The following is an 18999-nucleotide window of genomic DNA, read 5'->3' on the forward strand; positions in this document are numbered from 1 at the left end:
TTTGCGTTTCCGGATAAGCCGTAACCAATGTTACCGCGACGGCCTGCGTTCCTGTTTATAATTAGGCCATAAGCAGCGGTGAATACCGCTTATAGGTGCGATGTAATGTGTAGAAGGAGAGACTTTATGGATAATAAGATGTTTTGCTATCAGTGCCAGGAAACGGCTGGCTGTCAGGGCTGTACACGTATGGGCGTTTGTGGTAAGACGCCGGAAGTGGCAGCCATGCAGGATTTGCTCATATATGTGACCAAGGGGCTGGCGGCTGTGACTACACGCCTGCGTGCTGAGGGACAGTCAGTGAGCAGCGAAGTTAATTATTTGATTACCGTCAATCTGTTTACTACTATTACCAATGCCAATTTTTCGGAAAAGGCAATCATCGCCCGCATAAAGGAAACTTTGGCGGTAAAGAACTCATTGCTCGCCGGCTTGCAAGCTATGGACAATCTGCCAGACGCGGCATTTTGGCAGGGAGCAGAGCAGGACTTTGCGGCTAAGGCTGCCACTGTGGGGATACTGGCCACGGAAAACGCCGATATCCGCAGTTTACGGGAACTGATTACGTATGGTCTGAAGGGGCTGGCCGCCTATCAGAAACATGCCAATGTGCTGGGCTATGCGCAGGCAGATATAGACGCTTTTGTACAGGCGGCGCTGGCCAAACTGCTGGACGACAGTCTGACAGTGAAAGAGCTTACCGCACTGACCTTGGAAACGGGAAAATGGGGCGTAGATGGTATGGCTTTGCTTGACAGGGCCAATACGGAAACTTATGGCCACCCTGAACTTACAAGAGTGGATTTGGGTGTAGGACGCAAGCCAGGAATTCTTGTTTCCGGCCATGATTTAAAGGATTTGGCCATGCTGCTGGAGCAGACACAGGGAACGGGCGTAGATGTCTATACTCATGGCGAAATGATGCCGGCGCATTATTATCCGCGTTTTAAGAAATACAGCAATTTCGTGGGCAACTACGGAAATGCCTGGTGGAAACAAAAGGAAGAATTTACGGTTTTTAACGGTCCGATTCTGATGACCACCAATTGTGTGGTGCCGCCGGCAGCGGCCTATAAGGACAGACTCTTTACCACGGGGGCTGTTGGTGTAGACGGTTGTCAGCATATTGCAGCCCGGGATGACGGCAGTAAGGATTTTTCGGCAATCATTGAGCTGGCCCAAAAATGTCAGCCGCCTACGGAATTGGAACAGGGGCAGATTGTCGGCGGTTTTGCCCATGAACAGGTTTTTGCCGTGGCTGACAAGGTGATTGAGGCTGTAAAAAAAGGTGATATTAAAAAGTTTGTGGTGATGGCTGGCTGCGACGGCCGCATGAAGTCGCGCGATTATTATGCAGAGTTTGCCCGGGCGCTGCCGCAGGATACAGTCATTTTGACCGCTGGTTGTGCGAAGTATAAATACATCAAAATGAATCTGGGTGATATTGGCGGTATACCAAGAGTTCTGGACGCAGGACAGTGCAATGATTCCTACAGTCTGGCCCTTATCGCCTTAAAGTTGAAAGAGGCGTTTGGTCTGGCAGATATTAATGAGCTGCCCATCGCTTATAATATCGCCTGGTATGAGCAGAAGGCCGTGATTGTGCTGCTGGCTCTTTTGCACTTGGGCGTGAAAAATATACACCTGGGCCCCACGCTGCCAGCCTTCCTGTCGCCGAATGTCGCCAAGGTGCTGGTGGAAAATTTCGGCATTGGCGGTATTACGACGGTCGAAGAAGATATTAAAAAGCTGATAGGTTAAGCCTGGCACGGGAAAAAGAAAAGCCCCCGGCCTGCTAAGAACTTTTCAAGGTTTAGACACTGTGAAAAGCCATTAGCAGGCCGGGGGCTTTGGTCTTGTATGGGGATTATTTCTTGATAATCAGAGCCATAAACACTAAATCCTCGGTCTTGGAGGGGTTGGCAATACCATGCTTTTCCCCGTCAGGACAGAAGGTTGTGGCACCGGCACCGATGGTGACTTCCTTGCCGTTGTCATTGTAAAGAGCAGTACCGGACAGAATGTGATATGTTTCCGTGTTGCCGTGATGCTCGTGAACACCGATGGAGCAAAGGGGCGGAATGATGACTTTAGCGTACATATCGCATTTGTCATCGAGTTCGGCCGGCGTCAGGAGTTTGACAATCGTGATGGTGCCGTTGCCATCGGCCTTGTTAGCAGCCTGCAGGGGATTGGGTTCAATAAAAGCCATGATAAAGTCTCCTTTTAATATAAAATGAATTGCCTTGCTTATAATTATACAAGCAACAGGCAGGTTAAGCCAGTATAGCTGTTTATTTCAGACAGGCCATAAAGATAAATTGATTGGCCAAAACGTTCATATTGGCGGAGTTGATGGCAGCAGCTGCTGCAAAATCCTGCCAGGCCTCATCGTATTTCTTTTGGGCGATATGACAGAGGCCGATGAGGTTCTGCGCGTCAACCTGACGGCTTTCGATGGCCAGCAGCCGCTGTAAATCAGTAATGGCCTCGTTGTAGTCACGGGCCTGATAATGGATTAGGGCACGGTTGTAATAAGCCTGGGTAAAGTCAGGCTGCAGTTTGAGCAGTTTATCATAGGCCTGCCGGGCGGTTTTAGTCTGGCCGAGCTTGGCTGCGGTGATAGCGCTGTTATAAAGTCCTTCACTGGTGGTGGGGACGAGTTTGACTGCGGCGTCAAAATCTCTTTGGGCATCATTGTAATTGCCCTGCTGATAGTAGACCAGGCCCCGGTAAATGTAGGCACTGGCACTGCCGGGCTGCGCTGCCACCTTTTGCTGGGCGGCGGTCAGGGATATGGCTGAACTGTCAGGAGACTGGGCCTCGCGCCAGAGCATGAGAATTTCCTGGCCATAGTTTTTGCCGGGAACAGCCCAGGCACCGTTTAGTTTGGTCCAATGGTGCACTTTGCCGTGGAGGTCAGGACGGTTGTTCACTACATGCGTATAGCGGGGGTCTACCAGTTTTTGCTTGGGGCGTTCGTATTGCGTATAGACCAGCAGGTGCTGGATATGGGCCCTGACGCCTAGCTGGGGCGTGTCAAAGCTGTAGCCCGGCTCATGATTACCCGTGGCTCCCAGACCACAGAAATTATTCTGTTGGGGCGATACATCGCCACCGTAGGCAAAGAAACCTGTTTCCTTTAGGGCCTGACACAGGGCTACGTCGGGGCGGACGCCTTCAAGAGAGGCCTCCTCATAGTAGTAGCGGACAATATCTTTTACGGAACAGTTCAGTTTGGGCATGGGGTTGCGGCGGTTTATAAAGGCCACCATCTGTTCCTGTGTCGCCTCAGCCTGGCCGAGAATGGTGATGGATTCCGGGGCGGCGTCTACTGCTGACAACGGGGTATCATAGGCTGGGGCATATTGGAAATGCACAGCCTGAATGGCTTTTTTATTTATTTCCTGCGTAAGTTTTTGCGGAAATGACGGGCGGCCTGGCAGGGTGCGCTGGTCAAGCGGTAAAACCTGGGATGGAGCGGCGAAGGCGGCCTGAGGGAGGAAAAACAGAGCAGCTGTTGCCGCTGCGATGAGGCTGTGGTAATAACGCATGGAAAAACCTCCTAAATGATAGTTTCTTAAATTATAGCACTTTATATCATGGCTGGACAGGGGAGTTTTGGAATTGGGGATTTTGCAGGAAGGTGTGTCACGTCCGGTTTACGCTTTTTTAGAGATTTTTTTATTAAAATGTAAACTTTTTTCATCAAAGCGGTTGCAGTAAGTATGCAGGCTTGTTAAAATGTAAGTTACGATATATGACAAATGACTAAAAGATGTGGGTGAAAATCTGCAAAAATGGCATAGATATTACATAGATTTAGGAGGATAAAAAATGATTAGAGAGCATCGTAGTCGTACAAAACTCGAGGCTTATTATGAAAAATTTGCCCAGGAAGGCGTACTGGACCCTAATGTGCATCCCTGGGTAGCTGATTCCTGGCAGCAGAGCAAGCGTTATGGCGTGGGGCTGGAAAAGATGAAAATTGCACATTTGCTGTCCCGGGAAGAATTCCATGAACTTCAGGCCAAGCATGAGGATGCAATTTCTTATTTGGCTCATCTGAGTGACGGCATTAAGGAATTCTTTCAGGAATACAATCTTAGTCTGTTGCTGATTGACGCGGATTCTACGGTGCTTAAAAGTTACTCCCTGCCGTTCTATCAGATGACGCCGGGGGAAATTGAAGGTGCTAATGTCGGCATTGAACATGTGGGTACATCTTCTATCAGCGTGGCGTTGGAACATAAGGCGCCGTTTTGGATGTTTGGCCCGGAAATGTGGGTTAAGGAATGTCAGCTGGGTGACGCCTGCTCGGCACCGGTTATGGTCGGTGGTGAACTGCATTACATCATCACCCTGGTATCCATGGAACAGGTTGCTATGCCGCAGGATGCGGTTATTTCCCTGCTCTTTACCATGCGGACGGCGCTGGAGAGCCACTTGAATGACGCTATCCGTATCAAGGCTGATGAGGCGATTCTCGATTCAACGCCCTTTGCTGTGTACCATGTGCTGCCTGGCGGCGAGGTGGCTTATGCCAACAAGCTCGGTCACACGCGTTTGGAAGGTATTGGGGCCAAACGTGAACCCGGCACCCATCGTACGTCAAATCTTAATGACGTCATCATGAATTACCAGCATACGCCAATTTACAAGGGCTTTAGGGGGGTTCCATCTTTTAATAAGGAAGTTACCTGGATTACACCGGCTAAGACGTATGAAGATATCACCACGGTAGTTCCTTTGGAACGCGATGAGGACCAGGCCGTGCAGAGCGTTGTGGTCGTGTCCATGCCGATTGAGGACCTGCGTACACTCGTGGCACATGCCGCCGGTTACACGGCTAAGTACAGTCTGGGCTCCATGGTGGGCGAGGGGACGACTTTTGCCAGCGTGCGCGGCAAGGCTGCCCGGGTAGCTAAGAACAAACATCATGTCCTCATTCAGGGCGAGGCCGGAACCGGCAAACAGCGTATGGCTCATGGCATTCATCAGGCCAGCAACCGGGCTGCCGGTCCGCTGATTACCCTGCGCTGCGGCGATACCACGCAGGAGCTTTTGGAGCAGGAACTGTTCGGCGTAGTGTTAAACGCTGAAGTCAGCCATCAGGGGCGTTTGGAACTGGCCTCCGGTGGTACGCTTTTCCTCGATGAAATTGAAAAAATGCCCAAGCCTATCGCCAAGGCACTGGCCAAGGCTCTGGCCACCGGCAAAGCCTGCCGTGTAGGCGAGACGGTGGAACGCCATATTGACGTGCGCATTATCGCTGCCTGCGACAGCGATTTGAAACGTCTGACGGAGCGCGGCTTGTTTGATGGTGAATTGTATGAGGCTCTGTCTAAGAGTGTAATTCGAGTGCCGGCTCTGCGCAGCCGCCGGGAGGACATTCCCAAGCTGGCCGCGCATATTGTCAGCGAATTGGCGGAACAGCACCAAATGGCACCGAAGAAAATCCTGCCGGAAACGGAAAAGGTGCTCCGTGAGTATGATTGGCCCGGTAATATCAAACAGCTGCAAAGCGTGCTGGAGTATGCGTTCTTCAACACGAATGATGACGTTATCAACCCCCATGACATCAGTCTGATGGGGGATGTAAAACCCGATAACAAGTGGAAGGAAGACAAGGACGTCTTTGTCAAGGCCTGGCAGGCAGCCGGCGGCAATGTGAGCCGGCTGGCCAATCTCTTGAATGTCAGCCGCGTGACACTTTACCGTTATTTGAAGAAGTATGGATTGGAAAAGAAGTAAGGAGAAAGATTGTGCGTTTACGTAGAAAGCCCTGGGTGGATGAGGCCATCCATGAATTTGATGCCTTTGTTATCAGCAAAGACCAGGAGATTGGTGAGGAGAAAAAAGGCCAGTGGAGTGAAATCTTCGGCCGTAAGGCACCGCTGCATGTAGAACTCGGGACTGGCAAGGGTGATTTTATCACACAGCTGGCGGAACGCAACCCCGGGATAAACTATATCGGGATTGAGGCCCAGCAGGACGTGCTCTACTCTGCGGCCAAGAAAGTGGCAGAAAAGGGACTCAGCAACGTGCGGCTGCTGGTTTTTGACATCAATGGGATTGAAAATATCTTTGCGGAGGGGGAAGTGGACCGTTTCTATGTAAACTTCTGTGACCCCTGGCCGAAGAAACGCCACGCCAAACGCCGCCTCACACATGTGGGCTTTTTGGAAAAATACCGCCGCCTGCTGAAAAAGCCCGGCCAGCTGCATTTCAAGACGGATAATCGTCCGCTCTTTGATTTCTCGCTGGAACAGTTTGCGGAGGCGCAGCTGAAAGTGCAGGACGTGTCCTTTGACTTGCATGCTGAAAACCGGCCGGACAATATTATGACTGAGTATGAACGTAAATTCAGCGGTTTCGGTGAGAAAATCAATCGCTGTGAAGTCATTTTTGACTGAGGGCGGTTAGGACGCTTAGCTTTTTACAGCACGTCCTAAAGGAGGCAATGTAATGCGTATTCGGAAGAAGCTGTGGAATAACGATGCTGAACCGATAATGGTCATCATGGTGGTGCTGCTGGTACTTGGCACCATCAATGTCTTTAGCTCCAGTTTCGTCCTGGCTACTACGGATTTTGAAAATCCGTACCACTTTCTCCGGCGTCATGTTATGGTTATGGCTTTGGGGCTGGTGCTCTTTGTCATTTTTCGCAAAATCAGCTATCGCCGCTGGCGGTCACTGCGCGGGCCACTGATGGTCTCCGTTATTCTGGTGACGTTCCTGTCACTGGCAGCGGTGCTGGTGGTTGGTACAGAAGTAAATGGCGCCAGGCGCTGGCTCTTTGGTGCGCAGCCGGCTGAGCTGGCCAAGCTGGTGGGCTTGATGATAGCGGCCTCAGTTTTGTCATCAAGGATAAAACGAGGCCGGGCCAATTCCTTAAAAAATGTGCTAAATCCGCATTATTTAATTATTGCGGCAATGTTTGCCCTGATAGAGCTGGAACCTGATATGGGAACGGCGGTTATCGTCTTAGGTGTACCGCTGATAATGTCGGTGGTGGCCGGTATGTCCCTGTCGTATGTATTCGCTCTGGGCGGTGGTGTGCTGGCGCTGGCGGCGGTCATGATATTCATGCAGCCTTACCGCCTGGCCCGTTTGAAGGTGTGGTATGACCCCTGGGGCGACGCGCAGGGCATGGGCTACCAGATGGTGCAATCACTGTCAACCATCGGTTCCGGTGGCTTTTGGGGCATGGGCCTGGGCGAAGGTGTCAGTAAGTATGAATACCTGCCGGAGGCACATACCGACTTCGCCTTTGCTATCTTCTGTCAGGAACATGGCTATATGGGCGCCATTATGGTCTGCATTTTACTGGCCATGCTCGTGCTGTTCTGTGTCCGTGTGGCTAATCGGGCCCCCGATGAATACGGACAGATGCTGGCTACGGGGATTATGATACTCATTGCCGGTCAGGCTGTGGCCAATATCATGATGGTTGGCGGTCTGCTGCCCGTGGTTGGTGTACCGCTGCCGTTTATCAGTTATGGCGGTTCCTCCCTGCTGGTGTCGATGATAGCCATGGGGATGCTCTTAAATATTTGTGACAAGGGCCTGCTGGCTGAGGAAAAGCGTAAACTGGCGCAAAAGCAGCCGGCGGAGCATGTTGAGGTAAAGCCGCATTTGCGACGGGTGAAATAACAGTATATATTAAGAAACCCTGGGTGCTGATGATATGACCATCAGTACCCAGGGCTTTTGTCATATTTGACATGTCAAATGTCAGCCGGCTGGCTCTTGTCACGGTAAAATGCCGTGTTAATTATTTGCTGTCCTTGCGTTCTTTGGCACGCTTTTTAGCAGCGGCCTCTTTGGCCTTTACTTTGTCGTCAATTTTTTTGGCCTGCTGATACTTGGCATAATCAACACCCATGCTTGCCAGTTTGTGCTTGATGGCCATCATGGGATGGGACAGGAACATGCGCTTTTGGCTGCCGCTCATAATGCCCAGGAACTCCTGTGCCTGTTTAGCACCAAAGCAGATGGCTGTTCTGTCGCAGCGGTCGCAGATGGGTTTGGTAATGCCGTAGGGGCAGCGGTTCATCTTGGTCATGACCGTGGCCAGCAGGGCCGTACATTTGGGACAGAGTTTATCGCCTTTGGTGTCATGATGGCTGTGGCAGTATACACCAAAGGTCTTTTTGATGTTTTCCTTTTCTTTAGGCATATTGTTTTTAATTTCTACCGGTTTGCGTTTGGGCAGAAAACGGGAAAAAATGCTCATTGTCGTATCACCTTTCGATATGGTTAATATAAATACACCCTTATATTTTAAAGGTATTTACCAATAAAAGCAAGGGCAGAAGAGTTCTTTGGCAGGTAATGTACTCTTGACTTATCCCTGTTTTTTAGTTAAATTTATATCAGATAGTTTATTAAGCAATATAAATGGAATTGAGGGTGGAGAAGATAGATTTTATCAAGACTCATGGCAAACTCATCACCAATGTACTCGTAGTGTTGTTGGTGGTCTTAGCAATTTACAGCAAGCTGCAGGACAATGGCATTGATTCCTTGTTCCGTTGGAATGATTTGTACATTCTGGCAGGTGCACTTCTGGGCTTGGGGGTAATTCGCCTTATCAGCAAGCGCCGTAAGTGATTTGGCTGGGCTTAGCGGTATAGGAGGCAATTATGGCAGACCGGCGCGGTGGTCAGGAATTACCGGCAGAACTTGACGGAATTCCGGGACAGTCACTAAAGAATATATTAAATAACACGATTAGCACAATTGAAGACAACAAGACACAGATTTTTGAGATTTACGAGACTGCTCGCGCTGAAGTGGAAAGCAGCCGCAAACTGCTGGAAGATTTAAAAAAGCAGGTCAACATTACCATCGAACGGGTGGACGAGCTGACCAAGCAGGAGCAGCAGGAAAAACAGCGGCTCGTCAAGGTCAGCAGCAATTTTCAGGATTACTCCGAGGAAAAGGTGCGCGAATCCTATGAGGCGGTAAAAAACGTTCAGGTATCTTTGGGTGTGGAACGGGAAAAAGAGGCCAACCTGCGTTCACAGCGTGACAAGATGGAACTGCGTCTGCGGAGCCTGCAGACCATGCTGGCGCAGGCCGAACATCTGGCCCTGGCAGTGGGTTCGGTACTGTCGTATCTCAGTACGCAGGTAAACGGCGTTATCTGGAAGATAGAGGCAGTACAGAAGGAAAAGTTTGTCGGCGCCCGTATCATCAAGGCCCAGGAAGAGGAGCGTTATCGTATTTCCCGGGAAATGCATGATGGCCCGGCTCAGGATTTGGCCAATCTGATTTTCCAGACCTCGATTGCGGAAAAATTGGTGGACTATGACCCGGACGAGGCCAAACGGACGCTGCAGGAGCTGCGCCAGCAAATGCGTGACTGCCTGGGCAGTGTACGGCAGGTTATTTTCGATATGCGTCCCATGGCTTTGGATGACCTGGGACTGACGGCGGCGCTCAATCAGCTTATTGGCCGCATTGCGTCACGGGGCATGCTGGCGATTGATTTTTCCGTTGACGGCAGGGTTTATGATTTGCCTAAGCACGTCGAGATAGCTATTTTCCGCATTGTGCAGGAATCTCTGAACAATGTGGTCAATCATGCGGAAACAGATAAGGTCAGGGTACGCCTGCTCTTTTCACCAAATGCTTTGTCGGTGCTCGTTGAGGACCATGGCAAGGGCTTTAACCCGGAAGAACGGGAGAAAAAAGAGGCGCGGCTGGTTGAGTCTGATGGTGATGAGCCGGCAGAAGAAATGCGGTTCGGTCTGCTGGGCATGCGCGAACGGGCGAAAATCATCGGCGCGGAGCTCAATATTACGTCGGCACCCGGGGAAGGCACCCGTGTGCATTTGCGTATTCCCAATAAACTTCCGATAGTGGATACCAAGGACGTAAAGGTGATTAAGCCGGCGCCGGACAAGAAAAAAGGGCAGTAATAGATGACAGAAGATAAGCAATTGCGAGCGCCGATAGCGGAGGCCATGAAGGCCTATGCCAGTGACGGCGCTCGCGCCTTTCATACACCGGGGCACAAGCAGGGGCTCGGCGCGCATAAGCTGCTGCAGGAGCTTATAACGCCGCAGGGGCTGCGCGAAGAAGTATCCTTGATGGAGGAACTGGACGACCTGCATGAGCCCACTATGTGTATAAAAGATGCACAAGACCTTGCGGCAGAGCTCTATGGAGCAGATGCCGCTTATTTCATGATAAATGGTACCAGCGGGGCCATTCATGCCATGCTGATGGGGGCTTTGCAGCCCGGGGACAAGGTGCTTGTCCCCCGTAATGCCCATCGTTCGCTAATTGGCGGACTGATACTTACCGGGGCAACGCCGGTCTTTATCCAGCCGCGTATTGATGAAGAGCTGGGAATTCCCATGGGCCTGCGCTATGCTGATATTGCCGCGGCTGTGGACGCTAATCCCGAGGCCCGGGCATTACTGCTGGTATATCCTACTTATTATGGGGTGGCCATGGACCTGCAGGCCGCAGCCGACCTTGTTCATAGCAGAAACATGCTGCTGCTCGTGGACGAGGCGCATGGGGCGCATTTTCATTTCAGCACGGCGCTGCCGGCACAGGCTTTGGCTGCCGGAGCTGATATGGCGGCACAAAGCACCCACAAAATTCTCGGTTCAATGACGCAGACCTCCATGCTGCTGGTACGTAAAGACAGAATCGATGTGCAGCGCGTGCGCGAGGCAGCCAGCCTGCTGCAATCCACCAGCCCCAATCAGCTGCTGTTGGCATCTCTGGATATTGCCCGATTGCAGATGGCGGAGTCCGGCCTTGAATTGGTGGGACGGGCGGTAAAACTGGCAGCAGAGCTGCGCCGGGAGATAAATAAAATTCCGGGGCTGTGGGCCTTTGGGGCTGATTACCTGCCGGACGGGGAATCCCTGGACATAACCAAGGTGACGGTAAACCTGCGCCAGCTGGGGATTACCGGTGTACAGGCAGAAAGTATTCTGAGGCATGAGTATAAAATTCAGTGTGAGCTTTCCGATGCCTATAATCTGCTCTTTATAATTTCCTATGCGGATACAGCAGAACAGACAGAGATTTTGCTGCAGGCGCTGACTGGTCTGGCAGGAAGATTTAAAGGGCGGCCCAAGCTGACACTGCCGGTCAGGGTGCCGCCTGTACCACAATTGGGAATGAGCCCCCGGGCGGCTTTCTTTGCGCCAGGTGAGATTATTCCCTTTTCTCAGGCTGAGGGGCGTATTGCCGCGGAGCAAATTATGTTTTATCCGCCGGGCGTGCCCCTGCTCGCGCCGGGAGATGTCATTGATAAGGCGGCGCTTGACTACATCAGGACTATGCAGCAGCTCGGACTTAAAGTAGTGGGGCCGGCTGACAGCACGTTACAGACCATAAAAGTTGTGAGGGATGACAGATGAAAGGCAAGTTAATCATCATAGAGGCCGGCGACGGTTCCGGCAAGGCCACGCAGACCAGGGCCCTGTATGAACATTTGCAGCAGGACGGTTATCGGGTTCATCGTATAGAATTTCCTGATTATGACGATGATTCTTCGGCACTGGTGCGTATGTATCTGGGCGGTGCTTTTGGGGAAAAGGCCGCTGATGTAAATGCTTACGCAGCATCGACTTTCTTTGCGGTGGACAGATTTGCCTCCTATCAGCGGAAGTGGCGTGATTATTATGAGGCCGGAGATATCATTCTGGCTGACCGCTACACCACCAGCAATATGGTCCATCAGGCGGTAAAGCTCACCGCTAAGGCTGAGCGCGAGGCTTTTTTGGACTGGCTCTGGGATTTTGAGTTTGGCAAAATGGGCCTGCCGGTACCGGATAAGGTGATTTTTCTGGATATGGCCCCGGAGGTGGCGGATAAGTTAATCGCGGCCCGGGCAGCAGAAACAGCTGTACAAAAAGATATCCATGAACGCGATACCGCATACCTGCACCGCTGCCATGCGGCCTATCTGGAACTGGCGGCGAAATATAAATGGGATAAAGTTGTGTGCAATGACGGGGAAAGCCCGCGCAGCATAGACGCTATCCACGCTGATGTATATCAGCTGGTGGCGGCGCTATTGAAGAAGTAAGGAGTAATCATGATAAAAGAAGTTTTGGTGGTGGAAGGCAAGATGGACGTGGTGGCCATCGATAAAGCCGTGGAGGCGGACTGCATTATCACCGAAGGTTTTAATTTAAAAAAGCAGGCGCTGAAAAATATCGAACAGGCCTATAAAAAACGAGGCATTATCATTATGACGGACCCGGATTCGGCCGGGGAGCGGATTCGCAGCTATTTGACCAAGCACGCCTTTGTTCCCGTGGAGGACGCCACGGACAACGACGATATCGGTATTGAACAGGCCAAGCCGGAGGCTATTCGCAAGGCACTGGCCAAAGTGCGTACGATGGACTGGGAACCCACCAATAATTTCAGCAGTACGGATTTAATTGTAAATGACCTGTCCGGGGCACCGGCGGCTGTACAGCGCCGGGCCAAGCTGGGGGCCAAGCTTGGTCTGGGCTTTGCCAATGCCAAGACATTTTTAAAACGCCTGAATCATTACGGTGTAACCCGTGAAGAATTTGCGGCTGCTGTGGCGGCCTTAGACGAGGAGGAACAAGCATGAGTGAGAAAGCCACCCAGCCCAAGATTGCCAGCCGGGAGGTCACTACCCATATATTAAAGGCCTTTGGCCTGCGCATGAGCAAAAAACTGGGGCAGAACTTCCTGATTGATGCCGGCATTGTGCAGGGCATTGTGGACGCAGCCCAGATTGAGCCCGGGGACCGGGTATTGGAAATCGGCCCGGGAATCGGCACACTTACGCAGGGCCTGGCTGAGGCCGGGGCTGATGTGACGGCCGTGGAACTTGATAAAAAACTGCCGGCTGTGCTGGCAGAAACGCTTAAAGGATATGACAATGTGCGCATTGTGCCCGGTGATATTCTTAAAGTCAATATCCCGGAAATCATGGGAGACGCGCCCTTTAAGGTCGCGGCCAATCTGCCTTATTACATCACTACGCCCATATTGATGGCGCTATTGGAGCGTCACCTGCCCATTACGCACATGGTCACCATGGTGCAGAAGGAAGTGGCCCTGCGCATGGTGGCCCAGCCCGGCGGCAAGGATTACGGCGCTTTGTCTGTGGCTGTGCAGTATTATACCGAGCCGGAAATCGTGCTGGATGTACCGCCGCGTTCCTTCATTCCGGCACCGGAAGTGGACAGTGTGGTTATCGCCTGCAAGGTCAGGGAAACGCCGGCGGTGACGGTGCAGAGTGAAAAGATGTTCTTCCGCGTGGTCAAGGCGGCTTTCGGTCAGCGACGCAAGACACTGGCCAATGCCTTGAAGGGGGGCGGCCTGCCCAAGGAACAGGTGCGCGACGCTATGGAACAGGCTGGCATTGACCCCACACGCCGCGGCGAAACCTTATCACTGGCAGAGTTTGCTAAATTGGCTGATGCTTTTTCGGCCATGCCACAGTAATTACATATTGATATTGCCCAGGGGGCAGCTATTATCATCTTGACGCAGACAGCTTGACTGTCAGACGTGCGAATGCTAATAGCTGCCCCTGATTTTATTAGAAAAATTTTAACAGGTTAAGAAGGCGGCGGCCAGGGGAATGGAGAATACTAATAGTATCTGAGTGTAAGAAAGTGGGGGGATGAACTATGTTAGTAGAGAACATGATTAAGGACCGTATTGCCTATATAAAAATGAATAATGGCAAGCATTTTAACTGTTTAAGCGAAGATATGTGTAATGAGCTGATGGCAGATATTAAGCACAGTTATGAAAAGGAATGCGTGGGAATTGTGCTGGAGGCAGAAGTGAACCGGCATGTATGGAGCGCCGGGCATGATATTCGCGAGCTGCCCCAGGACGGCAGTGACCCGCTGGCCTTTTATGTGCCGATGGAAAAACTGCTGCGTGAGGTGCAGGAGATACCCATTCCCGTCATTGCCTGCGTGGACGGCACTGTATGGGGCGGGGCCTGTGACTTGTGCCTGTCCTGTGATATGATTGTCAGTTCCAGAGATGCTACATTTGCTATTACACCGGCGAAAATCGGCATTCCTTATAATGCGTCGGGGATTATGCACTTTGTCAATCAGCTGGGCATTAACAAAGCCCGGGAGATGTTTTTCCTGGCCACGCCGATAACGGCAGAGGATGCTCTGAACGTGGGGCTTATAAATCGGGTGGCCGACAATGGTGAGGAATTGCGAATAATGCTGGAAGAGCAGTTCCTGGCTCCCCTGCGCCGCAACAGCATTCTGTCCATCAGTGCCATCAAGCGGCAGTTCCGCATTCTGTCAAGAGCCTCGACGGTTATCAGTGCCGAGAGTTTTGAACGCATTAACGCTTATCGCAATATCGTGTATTGTGGAGAGGATTACCGGGAGGGCATTAACTCCTTCCTGGAAAAACGGCCGCCGGAATACAAAGGCAAGGCTAAGGAACTGGACTAAGACATGTGCAGGAGAAAAGACAATGAAACGGCGTGATTTTTTGCGGTGGAGTGTCTGCAGTATGTTGGGCGCACTGCTGGGGCAGGGGGAAATACTGCCTGTGGAGGCGGCTTACTATGAACCGATGATTTACAAGCGTTTTTTGCAATTCACGGAGTATGAGGTGCGGCCGGCGACGGAAATGCTGGTAATTCATCATACGGGCTTTCCTAACGAGGATAAGGATTCCACTGTGCAGGCGATACATAAGTTCCATCAGGAAAAATTCAAGTGGGCTGGCGTCGGCTATCACTACCTTATCCGCAAGAACGGCATGATTGAACAGGGGCGGCGCCCGGACATGGTAGGGGCGCATGCCTATGGGCACAATAAAAATTCTCTGGGCATCTGCCTGGCAGGAAATTTCGATATTGGTAAACCTACGGCAGCCCAGATGGACGCAGTTAAGGAACTATGCCGCTGGTTGTGCCAAAAGTATAAGCTGGACCCCTTGCGGAAGGGGACGATTGTGGGGCATAGGGACCTTAATGACACGGCCTGTCCTGGCAAACGATTGTACCGGCGGCTGGAGGAAATACGCTGGTTTTGTGCTGAACACAACCACTGACTACGGAGAATAATAACGCCCTAAAACTTGCAAAAAATGCTTAACTACCCTTGCTACTATGCAAAAAATGTTATACAATATGGTTCGTGTATTATATGAAAAATATTCGCTAACAATAGCAGAAAGCAGGTAGGTTATGGCTGAATCTATTTGGTCTATCCTGCCGCCAGTTATCACTATCGTACTGGCTTTGTGGACGAAGGAAGTTTATATGTCCCTCATCATTGGTATCTTTTCCGGTGCCATGCTCTTTACGGGCGGAAATTTCCTGCAGTCCACGCTGACCATGTTTCAGGTAATGGCGGACAAGGTGGGCAGTAATGTTAACATTTTGGTTTTCCTGGTCATTCTGGGTATTCTGGTGGCGGCGATTACGCGCAGTGGTGCTACCAGTGCCTATGGCGAATGGGCAGCCCGTACTATCAAAGGACGGCGTCAGGCGTCCCTTATTACGGCACTGTTGGGGCTGGTCATTTTTATTGACGATTACTTCAACTGTCTGACCGTAGGTACGGTTATGCGTCCGGTAACGGATAAGTTCAAGATTTCCCGGGCGAAACTGGCTTATATTATCGACGCCATGGCGGCGCCCATCTGCATAATTGCCCCGGTATCGAGCTGGGCGGCGGCTGTGGGTTCGTCCCTGCCGGAAGGCTCGGAGATTGACGGTTTTTCGCTGTTTATTCAGACCATTCCGTTTAACCTTTACGCCTGGCTGACGCTGGTGTTCCTGTTCTTTATCATTTGGACGGGCAAGGACTTCGGGACGATGGCCCACGATGTGAAACGCAGCAATGAGAATTTTGAAATCCCCAAGGAGTATCAGGGCAATGGCGAAGTTCATAAGGACCAGCAGGGCAATGGCAAGATTATCGACCTGCTGCTGCCGCTGTTGGTGCTGATTGCAGCCTGCGTGTACGGTATGCTCTATACCGGTGGTATTCACGAGGGCAAGAGTATTGCTGATGCTTTTGCCGATTGCGATTCCTCCAAGTCACTGGTTCTGGGTTCCTTTATTGCCTTTGTATTTACGGGATTGTTATATTTGCCGCGCAAAGTCATTTCCTTCAATGCTTTTTGTGACAGTTTCGGCTGGGGCTTTAAGGCTATGACGCCGGCTATCTTTATCCTGTGCCTGGCCTGGACGCTGTCCGGAATTTGCAGTGACAAGTACCTGAATCTTGGCGGTTTTGTCGGCGGAATCGTCAGTGCGAATGCGACTTTGATTATGCTTTTGCCGCCGATTTTCTTCCTGGTGGCTATCGGGCTGGCCTTTGCGACTGGCACGAGCTGGGGAACTTTCGGTATTCTGATTCCCATTGCGGTCGCTGTAGTGGGCAATGACCCGCAGATGCTGGTTATCTGCGTGGCAGCTATCCTTTCCGGAGCTGTGGGTGGCGACCATGCGTCACCGATTTCCGATACCACGATATTGGCTTCGGCTGGTGCACAGTGTGACCATTTGGACCATGTTAGCACCCAGCTGCCTTACGTTACGACTGTGGCAGCCTGCTCGCTTGCCGGCTATGTGGTAGATGGTTTTACCGGCAATGGCTGGATTGGCCTGGGGACGGCTTTCGCCTTATTGTGCGTGGCTATGTCTGTAGTGATGGCCAAGGTGTCGTCTTTGGACAAGTAAGAAAAAATAAATATTGTATTCCCGGTAAGATATGATATCCTGCCGGGACTTTTTTATGGGCGTGTCAGCCTGCTGCCGGCCGTTAAATATTTATTGCAGGAATGATAGTAAAGGTCTATACTGTGATTATTCGTTGACTTTTGTCACAATCTCTTATTAAGGTGTGATTATTGTGGGATTTATCCAAGTGGCCAAAGTGTTTGGCCGGCTTTTCGGCGGCTATTGGAACTCTGAATATAAATGGCGCGCCCGTGGCCTGCTGGCCTTTGTTATTGGCTTGAATTTTTTTGATGTGTACCTGTTGGTGCTGATAAACAGCTGGTATAAAGAATTTTACAACGCCCTGCAGGAATATCTGGTGGCGGAGTTTTGGCCGCTGCTGGGGGAATTTACCCTGCTGGCCATGCTGCACATAGTGGTGGCGGTTTATGCTGTTTACCTGCGGCAGATGGTGCAAATAAAATGGCGTACCTGGATGACTGACGAGTATCTGGCGCGCTGGCTTAAACGGCAGGTTTACTATCGCATGCAGGTGCAGGGCAGTGACACCGATAACCCTGACCAGCGAATCAGTGAAGATATAAATCAGTTTGTCAATCTGACCTTGCAGCTTTTAATCGGCCTGTTAAAGCAGATGACAACCCTGGCAGCTTTTGGCGTGGTTCTATGGAATCTGTCAGGTGCCTATACCATGCACCTGGGCGACAAGGAACTGGTAATCTATGGCTATATGTTCTGGTTCTCCTTGATTTATGCCGGACTGGGTACGGTCGGGGCACATATTGCCGGCCGTAAACTCATCAGTCTGAATTTTGAACAACAGCGCTTTGAGGCAGATTTCCGTTTCAATATGATGCGTGTCCGCGAAAACAGTGAAAGCATTGCCTTTTACGGCGGCGAAAATGTGGAAAACAAAGGCTTTCACGAACGTTTTGCCAAGGTTATCAGCAACTTTTGGCAGCTGATGCGGCAGACGAAAATTCTGAATTTCTATGTTAATGGCTATGCCCAGCTGGCAGTAGTGGTGCCGCTTATTCTCGCAGCGCCGCAGTATTTTGCCGGAGCCATGGCTTTGGGCGGTCTTATGCAGACAGTGTCGGCTTTTGGCAGGGTGCAGGATGCGCTGTCTTACTTTGTCGAGTCTTACGATACCATCGCCCAGTTGGCGGCTGTGGTCAAACGACTGGCGTCGTTCAACCAACACATGGAAGATGCCGAACATGTGGAAAATGGTATCAGCGGGAGAACCGCTCCGGCTGGGGGCCTGGAGTTGACAAATCTGCAGGTGGCATTGCCGGACGGGCGTACATTGCTGGAAAACTGTAATGTGAATATGCCCAAGGGAACTAAATTGCTGGTTACTGGTGTTTCCGGCTGTGGCAAGAGTACCCTGCTGCGTACTTTGGCCGGTATCTGGCCGTATGGTCAGGGGCAGATGGCTGTAGGACAGGGGAGCCGCATGCTGTTCCTGCCACAGCGTCCGTATCTGCCGTTGGGCAGTCTGCGTCGTGCCTTGTATTATCCTCTGACGACGGGAGGGAATGATACGGCACTGCATTCTGTTCTGCAAAAGGTGGGACTGGCAGACTTTGCCAGCCGTTTGGACGAAGTTGACGACTGGAGCAGAATCCTGTCATTGGGTGAACAGCAGCGTCTGGCCTTTGCCCGGGTGCTATTGGTAAAACCTGACTGGCTGTTTTTGGATGAGGCCACCTCAGCGCTCGATGAACCACGAGAGGCCGAACTCTATGAAATGCTGGCTCGTGAATTGCCGGATATGAGTATCGTCAGTGTTGGGCATCGTTCAACGTTGTATGCGCAGCATAATCAGGAGTTAAAAATGACAACAGAGGGCAGCTGGCAGCTGCTGGCTATATAATCGAGAAGGTGGGGAATTCCCACCTTTTTTGCTGTAATGGATTGTGTTTTAGAACGTATATAAAAGCAACAGAAAAACTTGTAAGTGAGGCTTAAACTAGGAGTGATGTTCACATAAAAGAAAAAAATTTAAAAAGGTGTTGACAGTTAAGGATAAAGCGTGTAATATAATACAAGTCGCTGACAGACACGGCAGACAAACAGCTGACACAGCCTTGAATGGCAAGCAGTTGTGAGGTGCCGCAAAGCTTTGAAAATTTTCTAAAAAAGATGTTGACAAGCTAAGCTGAATGCGATAAGATAAGTGAGTCGCTTGAAACGACAGGCGATAAACAGATTGTTCTTTGAAAACTAAACAATGCAAATAATCATGCAACATGATTAAAGCCAGATGTTTGAGAAACTTTTAGTTTCTTATT

At 51.0% G+C, this 18999-nt stretch carries 17 protein-coding genes; 14 read left to right on the forward strand and 3 right to left on the reverse strand.

Annotated features, from left to right (window positions below; all coding sequences use genetic code 11):
- Positions 1 to 126: 126 nt before the first annotated feature.
- Entirely contained in the window at positions 127 to 1761 is a 1635-nt protein-coding gene (hcp, locus tag DL94_RS0106085) for a hydroxylamine reductase (RefSeq protein ID WP_028129400.1), read from the forward strand.
- Between the two features lie 106 nt (positions 1762 to 1867).
- Here the strand turns inward: hcp and DL94_RS0106090 are convergent, their stop codons facing one another.
- Positions 1868 to 2212 (reverse strand): cupin domain-containing protein, encoded by a 345-nt coding sequence (locus tag DL94_RS0106090; RefSeq protein ID WP_028129401.1) that lies wholly within the window; start codon positions 2210 to 2212, stop codon positions 1868 to 1870.
- A gap of 82 nt (positions 2213 to 2294) precedes the next feature.
- A complete protein-coding gene (locus DL94_RS0106095) occupies positions 2295 to 3554 on the reverse strand; it encodes a glucosaminidase domain-containing protein (protein ID WP_028129402.1) in 1260 nt (419 codons plus the stop codon).
- Between the two features lie 283 nt (positions 3555 to 3837).
- Here DL94_RS0106095 and DL94_RS0106100 point away from each other — a divergent pair, with 283 nt between their 5' ends.
- The 3 genes from DL94_RS0106100 to DL94_RS0106110 are packed head-to-tail and all read left to right on the forward strand — an operon-like array spanning position 3838 to position 7656.
- The gene (locus DL94_RS0106100) at positions 3838 to 5754 is read left to right on the forward strand and encodes a sigma-54-dependent Fis family transcriptional regulator (protein ID WP_028129403.1); all 1917 of its coding nucleotides are present in this window, start codon (positions 3838 to 3840) and stop codon (positions 5752 to 5754) included.
- A gap of 11 nt (positions 5755 to 5765) precedes the next feature.
- On the forward strand, positions 5766 to 6416 hold the full coding sequence (gene trmB, locus DL94_RS0106105) for a tRNA (guanosine(46)-N7)-methyltransferase TrmB (RefSeq protein WP_028129404.1): 651 nt from the start codon (positions 5766 to 5768) through the stop codon (positions 6414 to 6416).
- Positions 6417 to 6468: 52 nt separating this feature from the next.
- Entirely contained in the window at positions 6469 to 7656 is a 1188-nt protein-coding gene (locus tag DL94_RS0106110; protein WP_028129405.1) for an FtsW/RodA/SpoVE family cell cycle protein, read from the forward strand.
- Between the two features lie 121 nt (positions 7657 to 7777).
- On the opposite strand, the gene DL94_RS0106115 is transcribed toward DL94_RS0106110, so the two are convergent.
- Positions 7778 to 8239 (reverse strand): nitrous oxide-stimulated promoter family protein, encoded by a 462-nt coding sequence (locus tag DL94_RS0106115; protein ID WP_028129406.1) that lies wholly within the window; start codon positions 8237 to 8239, stop codon positions 7778 to 7780.
- 176 nt (positions 8240 to 8415) lie between these two features.
- On the opposite strand from DL94_RS0106115, the gene DL94_RS0106120 reads away from it, so the two are divergent.
- The 10 genes from DL94_RS0106120 (at position 8416) to DL94_RS0106165 (ending at position 18581) form a co-directional block, all read left to right on the forward strand.
- Complete coding sequence (locus DL94_RS0106120; RefSeq protein ID WP_156031700.1) at positions 8416 to 8616, forward strand: hypothetical protein; 201 nt, start codon at positions 8416 to 8418, stop codon at positions 8614 to 8616.
- A 32-nt stretch (positions 8617 to 8648) separates the two neighbouring features.
- The gene (locus DL94_RS0106125; RefSeq protein ID WP_028129408.1) at positions 8649 to 9929 is read left to right on the forward strand and encodes a sensor histidine kinase; all 1281 of its coding nucleotides are present in this window, start codon (positions 8649 to 8651) and stop codon (positions 9927 to 9929) included.
- 3 nt (positions 9930 to 9932) lie between these two features.
- Positions 9933 to 11393 (forward strand): aminotransferase class I/II-fold pyridoxal phosphate-dependent enzyme, encoded by a 1461-nt coding sequence (locus tag DL94_RS0106130; RefSeq protein ID WP_037371390.1) that lies wholly within the window; start codon positions 9933 to 9935, stop codon positions 11391 to 11393.
- Positions 11390 to 12064, forward strand: coding sequence for a dTMP kinase (locus tag DL94_RS0106135; RefSeq protein ID WP_028129410.1), 675 nt, complete (start codon positions 11390 to 11392; stop codon positions 12062 to 12064). The genes DL94_RS0106130 and DL94_RS0106135 overlap by 4 nt, the downstream gene beginning before the upstream one ends.
- A gap of 9 nt (positions 12065 to 12073) precedes the next feature.
- Entirely contained in the window at positions 12074 to 12604 is a 531-nt protein-coding gene (gene rnmV / locus DL94_RS0106140) for a ribonuclease M5 (RefSeq protein WP_028129411.1), read from the forward strand.
- Positions 12601 to 13467, forward strand: a complete 867-nt coding sequence (rsmA, locus tag DL94_RS0106145) for a 16S rRNA (adenine(1518)-N(6)/adenine(1519)-N(6))-dimethyltransferase RsmA (RefSeq protein WP_028129412.1) — start codon at positions 12601 to 12603, stop codon at positions 13465 to 13467. The genes rnmV and rsmA overlap by 4 nt, the downstream gene beginning before the upstream one ends.
- 188 nt (positions 13468 to 13655) lie before the next feature.
- Positions 13656 to 14456 carry a methylmalonyl-CoA decarboxylase gene (gene scpB / locus DL94_RS0106150; RefSeq protein ID WP_028129413.1) on the forward strand — a complete coding sequence of 267 codons (801 nt, stop codon included), beginning with the start codon at positions 13656 to 13658 and terminating at the stop codon, positions 14454 to 14456.
- 22 nt (positions 14457 to 14478) lie between these two features.
- A complete protein-coding gene (locus DL94_RS14370) occupies positions 14479 to 15063 on the forward strand; it encodes a peptidoglycan recognition protein family protein (RefSeq protein ID WP_051586341.1) in 585 nt (194 codons plus the stop codon).
- Positions 15064 to 15199: 136 nt separating this feature from the next.
- A complete protein-coding gene (locus DL94_RS0106160) occupies positions 15200 to 16702 on the forward strand; it encodes a Na+/H+ antiporter NhaC family protein (protein ID WP_028129414.1) in 1503 nt (500 codons plus the stop codon).
- A 172-nt stretch (positions 16703 to 16874) separates the two neighbouring features.
- Positions 16875 to 18581: an ABC transporter ATP-binding protein/permease gene (locus DL94_RS0106165; protein WP_231464564.1), complete on the forward strand. Its 1707-nt coding sequence runs from the start codon at positions 16875 to 16877 to the stop codon at positions 18579 to 18581.
- The last annotated feature ends 418 nt before the right edge of the window (positions 18582 to 18999 follow it).

This window comes from Selenomonas sp. AE3005, from assembly GCF_000686945.1.
In the GTDB taxonomy this organism is placed as follows: Bacteria; Bacillota; Negativicutes; order Selenomonadales; family Selenomonadaceae; genus Selenomonas_A.

Coding starts and splice junctions, on each gene's coding strand:
- hcp (WP_028129400.1), top strand. CDS start 127: ATGGATAATAAGATGTTTTGCTATCAGTGCCAGGAAACGGCTGGCTGT.
- DL94_RS0106090 (WP_028129401.1), bottom strand. CDS start 2,212: ATGGCTTTTATTGAACCCAATCCCCTGCAGGCTGCTAACAAGGCCGAT.
- DL94_RS0106095 (WP_028129402.1), bottom strand. CDS start 3,554: ATGCGTTATTACCACAGCCTCATCGCAGCGGCAACAGCTGCTCTGTTT.
- DL94_RS0106100 (WP_028129403.1), top strand. CDS start 3,838: ATGATTAGAGAGCATCGTAGTCGTACAAAACTCGAGGCTTATTATGAA.
- DL94_RS0106110 (WP_028129405.1), top strand. CDS start 6,469: ATGCGTATTCGGAAGAAGCTGTGGAATAACGATGCTGAACCGATAATG.
- DL94_RS0106115 (WP_028129406.1), bottom strand. CDS start 8,239: ATGAGCATTTTTTCCCGTTTTCTGCCCAAACGCAAACCGGTAGAAATT.
- DL94_RS0106125 (WP_028129408.1), top strand. CDS start 8,649: ATGGCAGACCGGCGCGGTGGTCAGGAATTACCGGCAGAACTTGACGGA.
- DL94_RS0106130 (WP_037371390.1), top strand. CDS start 9,933: ATGACAGAAGATAAGCAATTGCGAGCGCCGATAGCGGAGGCCATGAAG.
- DL94_RS0106135 (WP_028129410.1), top strand. CDS start 11,390: ATGAAAGGCAAGTTAATCATCATAGAGGCCGGCGACGGTTCCGGCAAG.
- rnmV (WP_028129411.1), top strand. CDS start 12,074: ATGATAAAAGAAGTTTTGGTGGTGGAAGGCAAGATGGACGTGGTGGCC.
- rsmA (WP_028129412.1), top strand. CDS start 12,601: ATGAGTGAGAAAGCCACCCAGCCCAAGATTGCCAGCCGGGAGGTCACT.
- scpB (WP_028129413.1), top strand. CDS start 13,656: ATGTTAGTAGAGAACATGATTAAGGACCGTATTGCCTATATAAAAATG.
- DL94_RS14370 (WP_051586341.1), top strand. CDS start 14,479: ATGAAACGGCGTGATTTTTTGCGGTGGAGTGTCTGCAGTATGTTGGGC.
- DL94_RS0106160 (WP_028129414.1), top strand. CDS start 15,200: ATGGCTGAATCTATTTGGTCTATCCTGCCGCCAGTTATCACTATCGTA.